General features: G+C 71.3%; 7 protein-coding genes. 2 read left to right on the top strand and 5 right to left on the bottom strand.

Annotated features, from left to right (window positions below):
- Positions 1-159: 159 nt before the first annotated feature.
- On the bottom strand, positions 160-840 hold the full coding sequence (locus AC3XYG_RS12030; RefSeq protein ID WP_489140072.1) for a Tim44/TimA family putative adaptor protein: 681 nt from the start codon (positions 838-840) through the stop codon (positions 160-162).
- A 202-nt stretch (positions 841-1,042) separates the two neighbouring features.
- Here AC3XYG_RS12030 and AC3XYG_RS12025 point away from each other — a divergent pair, with 202 nt between their 5' ends.
- Positions 1,043-1,588 carry an FxsA family protein gene (locus AC3XYG_RS12025; protein ID WP_489140071.1) on the top strand — a complete coding sequence of 182 codons (546 nt, stop codon included), beginning with the start codon at positions 1,043-1,045 and terminating at the stop codon, positions 1,586-1,588.
- 122 nt (positions 1,589-1,710) lie between these two features.
- Entirely contained in the window at positions 1,711-2,220 is a 510-nt protein-coding gene (gene secB / locus AC3XYG_RS12020; protein WP_489140070.1) for a protein-export chaperone SecB, read from the top strand.
- 121 nt (positions 2,221-2,341) lie between these two features.
- On the opposite strand, the gene dnaQ is transcribed toward secB, so the two are convergent.
- From dnaQ to AC3XYG_RS12000, 4 genes are all read right to left on the bottom strand, one after another.
- On the bottom strand, positions 2,342-3,019 hold the full coding sequence (gene dnaQ / locus AC3XYG_RS12015; RefSeq protein WP_489140069.1) for a DNA polymerase III subunit epsilon: 678 nt from the start codon (positions 3,017-3,019) through the stop codon (positions 2,342-2,344).
- A gap of 1 nt (position 3,020) precedes the next feature.
- Positions 3,021-3,647: a dephospho-CoA kinase gene (gene coaE, locus AC3XYG_RS12010; protein WP_489140068.1), complete on the bottom strand. Its 627-nt coding sequence runs from the start codon at positions 3,645-3,647 to the stop codon at positions 3,021-3,023.
- On the bottom strand, positions 3,647-4,489 hold the full coding sequence (locus tag AC3XYG_RS12005) for a shikimate dehydrogenase (protein WP_489140067.1): 843 nt from the start codon (positions 4,487-4,489) through the stop codon (positions 3,647-3,649). The genes coaE and AC3XYG_RS12005 overlap by 1 nt, the downstream gene beginning before the upstream one ends.
- A partial coding sequence (locus AC3XYG_RS12000) for a Maf family protein (protein WP_489140066.1) occupies positions 4,486-5,012 on the bottom strand: 527 nt, incomplete at its 5' end. The genes AC3XYG_RS12005 and AC3XYG_RS12000, both read right to left, overlap by 4 nt.

The raw sequence follows: 5,012 nt of genomic DNA, 5'->3' as shown, positions 1-5,012 counted from the left end.
ATCACGAGTCGCCACAGGCGGCGCTCTTCCTCGCTCGGTTTTCGGGGTCTGGCCATGCCGGATCAGCGGTCGAGACCCTCGACCGGCCCCTCATATCCGAGACGGCCGCATCCCGGACGCGGCCGGGCCTGGCGGGGTGATACGGCCGTCATATCAGGCTCAGTGGGATTCGCGGGTCTCGACCAGCGCCCAGTTCGGGTCGGTCGCCCGCGTGTTGCGGGAGAAGGTCCAGATGTCGGTGACCTCGACCGTCTGGTCCGCGCTGCCGTCGATCACCGTGCCGTCGGCGTCGCGCAGCACCGTCTGCTGGCGCGAGCCGATGCGGATGGTGACGAAGGCGGTGCGGCCGTCCATGCGGGCGTCGATGATCTCGGCCCGCTCGACCGATTCCACCGTCTCCTCCAACGTGTGGCCGGCGGCCAGGCGCTCGCGGATCGCTTCGCTGAACTCGTCGTACAGCTCGTCCGACAGCAACGGCCGCAGCGTCGCGGTGTCTCCGCGGGCGAAAGCCTCGACGATCATCTTGAAGGCGGCACGGGCGCCGCCGGCGAAGCTGCTCTCGCTGAAGCTGCGGTCGGCGATCTTGATCTGGGTCAGGCCGTTGGCCATCGCGGTGTCGCCGGAGGCGGCCGGGCGCGCGCGGTCCGGCATCGCCACGACATTGTCGGGCGCGCGCGGATCGGCCGGGCGCGGGTCGGGCCGCACCGGCTGCTGGGCGAGCGGATTCGGGCGGCGCTGCTCCGTCCCCGTGCGGCGGCCGAGGACGCTGCGCAGCCGCAGAATCAGGAATCCGGCGATCGCCGCCAGAACCAGGATATCGAGGAAAGAGCCTTCGCCCATCGCTCCCTACATCTGTCGCGCGCCGAGAGGCGCGGAATGCGTCGCTCTGGACCCGGGCGCCGTGCGACACTACCTGTGATGTCGGCCCGTCCGGATAAACTACCCTCGACGGACGGCCTTCCGGGCCTGGATGCGCGGATCAGGAACGACGCCTGCTCCCCCGACAGATAGGCCGCCGACCCCCAAACGGCAAGGGAAACTCATGCCGCTGCTCGCCCTGCTGCTTCTTGTCCCGGTCCTGGCCGAGATCACCGTCTTCATCCTGGTCGGCCGCTGGCTGGGCGTGCTGGTCACCCTGGTGCTGTTCATCGCGATCGGCATCATCGGATCGATGCTGCTGAAACGGCAGGGAATGCTGGCGCTGCGCGAGATGCAGGCTGCCCTGGCGCGGGGCGAACCGCCGGCCGAGCCGGTGGCGCATGCCGCCCTGCTGGTGCTGGCGGCGCTGCTGCTGATCTTCCCGGGATTCCTGAGCGACCTGATGGCCGTGCCGCTGCTGCTGCCCCCCGTGCGCCGGGCGGTGATCCGCTGGCTGGGGTCGCGCGCCAAGCGCCAGGGTGGCTTCACCGTCTGGCCGGGCGGGCCCAGAACGGGAACTAGGCGCCCCCAAGGCCCCGGCGGTCCGGTGATCGATGCCGACTACACCGAGGTGAAGCCCGGCGACCCCAATCCCTCGGCCGACCCTTCACTGCCCCGGATCGAGGAATCGCGCTGGCGCGGCGGCGACGACGTGCCGCCGCGGTCCTGACCGGAACCGGCCTGCCAGCCGACCGGTTGTCGCAGGCAGAGGTTCCGTGCTAGCGAGACGCCGTCTTTTCGGCGGCCCGAGCCCGGTCAAGGGTCCCGCCCGAGTTTCCAGGGAGAGCTTTCATGTCGGACGTCAACCAGCAGCCCGATGCGGGCCAGCCGCTCCAGCCGTCGCTGCAGATCTCGGCGCAATACGTCAAGGACCTGTCCTTCGAGAACCCGAACGCGCCGCGCAGCCTGACCCAGGCCTCGACGCCGCCGCAGGTCACGGTCAATGTCGACGTGCGCACCCAGCAGCTGGCCGACAATGCGTTCGAGGTGGTGCTGCACATCAAGGCCGACGCCAAGACCGGCGATGCCGCCACCTTCCTGTGCGAACTGAGCTATGGCGGCGTTGTCGCCCTGGCCAATGTGACCAAGGAACAGACCGCCCCGCTGCTGCTGATCGAGGCGCCGCGCCTGCTGTTCCCGTTCGCCCGTTCGGTCATCGCCGAGGCGACGCGCAACGGCGGCTTCCCGCCGCTGCTGATCCAGCCGATCGACTTCACCGAGCTGTTCCGCCGCCAGCTGGCCGCCCTGCGCGCCCGCAGCGAAGGCGACGCCCCGGCCCAGCCGCAGCCGACGGTGAACTGAGCTTTCCGCTCTCTCCGTTTCCTGTCATTGCCGGGCTTGACCCGGCAATCCAGACGATGTCGACAGCCTCTGGATGCCCGGGTCAAGCCCGGGCATGACAGTTTCTGGGGATGGGCTCTCCCTACCCTTCCTTCAGCCACATCGGGTCTGACAGGCCCTTGATGAAGATGAGGTGGGCCTCCAGCTCCGCCGCCGTCGGCGCATGCGGGCGGGGCGGCCGGGCCACCCGTTCGATCGTGATCGTGGTCTCGGTGATCCCGATCGAGGTCGAGATGGCGAGGCCGGGTTCGCGCCCGCCGCACATCTCCAGCCAGACTTCGGCCAGCAGCTGGGCGTCGAGCAGTGCGCCGTGCAGCGTGCGGCCGGAATTGTCGATGGCGAAGCGCCGGCACAGCGCATCCAGCGTCGCCTGGGCGCCGGGCCAGCGGCGGCGGGCCAGCGCCAGCGTGTCGGTCGCCCGCACCATCGGGATCGGCGGCAGGCCGAGCCGGCCGAGCTCCATGTTCAGGAAGCTCATGTCGAAATCGGCGTTGTGGATCACCAGCTGCGCATCGCCGATGAAATCCAGGAAATCCCCGGCCACTGCGGCGAAAACCTGCTTGTCCGCCAGGAATTCGTCGGTCAGCCCGTGCACCCGCTGCGCCTCCAGCGGCACCAGCCGTTCCGGGTTGATGTAGACGTGATACTGCGCGCCGGTGGGGACGTGGTTGATCATCTCGACCCCGCCGATCTCGACCAGCCGGTCGCCGCCCAGGGCGTGGAAGCCGGTGGTTTCGGTATCCAGAACGATCTCGCGCATCTCACACCACCTTCATCGAGGGCCGCCAGCGCCGCCCCGGCCGGGCCAGCACCTGCCGCCGCAACGCCCGCAGGGCCAGCCGCGTCGGCCGGCGGCCGAGGCCGGTCGGCACCACACCATCCGCCCGCCGTCTTTTATCACGGTCCGGCATCTGTGCCGCCAGGATGGCGGCGAATTTTTCCGGGGTCATCCCCGGCCGGGCCAGCACCCGCTGGCGCTGCAGCAGCCGTGGTGCGCTGACCACGGCCACGGCGTCGCAGAACCGCTCGCCCCGGGTTTCGAACAGCAGCGGGATGTCGAGGACGACAAGCGCGTCGCCGCGCCGCCCGGCCTGCTGCAGGAAGCGCCGCATCCGGCGGCGTACCAGCGGGTGCAGGATCGCCTCGAGCCGCCGCAGCGCCGCCGGGTTGCCGAACACCTGGGCCCCCAGCGCCCGCCGGTCGACCGCGCCGTCGCGCACCACGCCGGGGAAGGCCGCGTCCACCGCCGGCACCGCCGCCCCGCCGCGGCGCAGCAGGTCGTGCACGGCGGCATCGGCGTCATGCACGGCGACGCCGTCGCGCCGGAACATCGCCGCCGCCGTCGATTTGCCCATGCCGATCGAGCCGGTCAGGCCCAGGATCCGCATCACTGTTGCCCCAGCACCGCCGTCCGCAGCGCGGCATCGACCACCGGCGCCACGCCGAACCAGGCCTCGAAACCCGGCCGCGCCTGGTGCAGCAGCATGCCGACCCCATCGACCACCGGATGGCCGCGGGCCCGCGCCGCGGCCAGCAGCGGCGTTTCCAGCGGGACATAGACGATGTCGGTGACCAGCGCCGCGGCCGGCAGCGCGTCGAGCGGCAGGTCGAGCGCGTCATGGCCCTGCATGCCCTCGGTCGTGGTGTTGACCAGCAGGGCGGCGCCGTCCAGCGCCGCGGCCCGGTCGGCCCAGTCGACCACCGTGATCGGCCCGCCCAGCTCCGCCGCCAGCTTTTCGGCCCGGGCGCGGGTCCGGTTGGCCAGCCGGATTTCCGGCGCGCCGGCATCGGTCAGGGCGACGATGATGGCGCGGGCGGCGCCGCCGGCGCCGATCACCACCGCCGGCCCCTGCCCGGCCGTCCATCCGGGTGCGCCAGCCTGCAGGTTGGCCAGGAAGCCGAAGCCGTCGGTGTTGGTGCCGAACAGGCTGCCATCCGCGCGCACGACGATGGTGTTGACCGCGGCGATGCGCCGGGCCAGCGGGTCGAGCTCATCGACCAGCGCCATCGCCGCCTCCTTGTGCGGCACGGTGACGTTGCAGCCACGGAAGCCCAGCGCGGCCACGCCGCGCAGCGCCGCCGCCAGCCCCTCGGGCGCCACCGCCAGCGGCACATAGGCACCGTCGATGCCGTAGCGCGCCAGCCAATGGCCATGCAGCTGCGGCGAGCGGGAATGCCCGACCGGCCAGCCGATCACCCCGGCCAGGCGGCCCTTTGCGGTCAGAGTCACGACGGCAGAACCCCCTGGTCGCGCAGGAAGCCGAGCAGCGGCAGCAGCGGCAGGCCGAGAATGGTGAAATGGTCGCCCTCGATCCGGGCGAAGAGCTGGGCGCCCCAGCCTTCCAGCTGATAGGCGCCGACCGAGGACTGCACGGCCGGGCCGACCGCGTCGAGATAGGTCTCGAGGAAGAGGTGGCTGAACGACCGCATGGTCAGCCGCGCCGTGTCGGTGGCGTGCCACAGCCGGTCGCCGTTGCGCATCGCCAGCGCGGTCGAAGTCAGGGTGTGGGTGCGGCCGCGCAGCGCCAGCAGCTGGTAGCGCGCCGCATCGCGGTCTGTCGGCTTGTCGTACCAGACGCCGTCGCATTCCAGCATCTGGTCGGCGCCGATCACCAGCGCGCCGGGATGCCGCAGCGACACCCGGCGGGCCTTCATCCCCGCCAGCATCTCGGCGACATCGGCCGGGGACGCGCCTTCTTCCCGCATCGAAGCCTTGACCTCGGCCTCGTCGATCGCGGCCGGGCTGGTGGCCA

Source organism: Inquilinus sp. (assembly GCF_057815775.1).
Note: the sequence above shows the minus strand (reverse complement) of the source record. Positions and strands in the feature narration are given on the sequence as shown.

Coding starts and splice junctions, on each gene's coding strand:
- AC3XYG_RS12030 (WP_489140072.1), bottom strand. CDS start 840: ATGGGCGAAGGCTCTTTCCTCGATATCCTGGTTCTGGCGGCGATCGCC.
- AC3XYG_RS12025 (WP_489140071.1), top strand. CDS start 1,043: ATGCCGCTGCTCGCCCTGCTGCTTCTTGTCCCGGTCCTGGCCGAGATC.
- secB (WP_489140070.1), top strand. CDS start 1,711: ATGTCGGACGTCAACCAGCAGCCCGATGCGGGCCAGCCGCTCCAGCCG.
- dnaQ (WP_489140069.1), bottom strand. CDS start 3,019: ATGCGCGAGATCGTTCTGGATACCGAAACCACCGGCTTCCACGCCCTG.
- coaE (WP_489140068.1), bottom strand. CDS start 3,647: ATGCGGATCCTGGGCCTGACCGGCTCGATCGGCATGGGCAAATCGACG.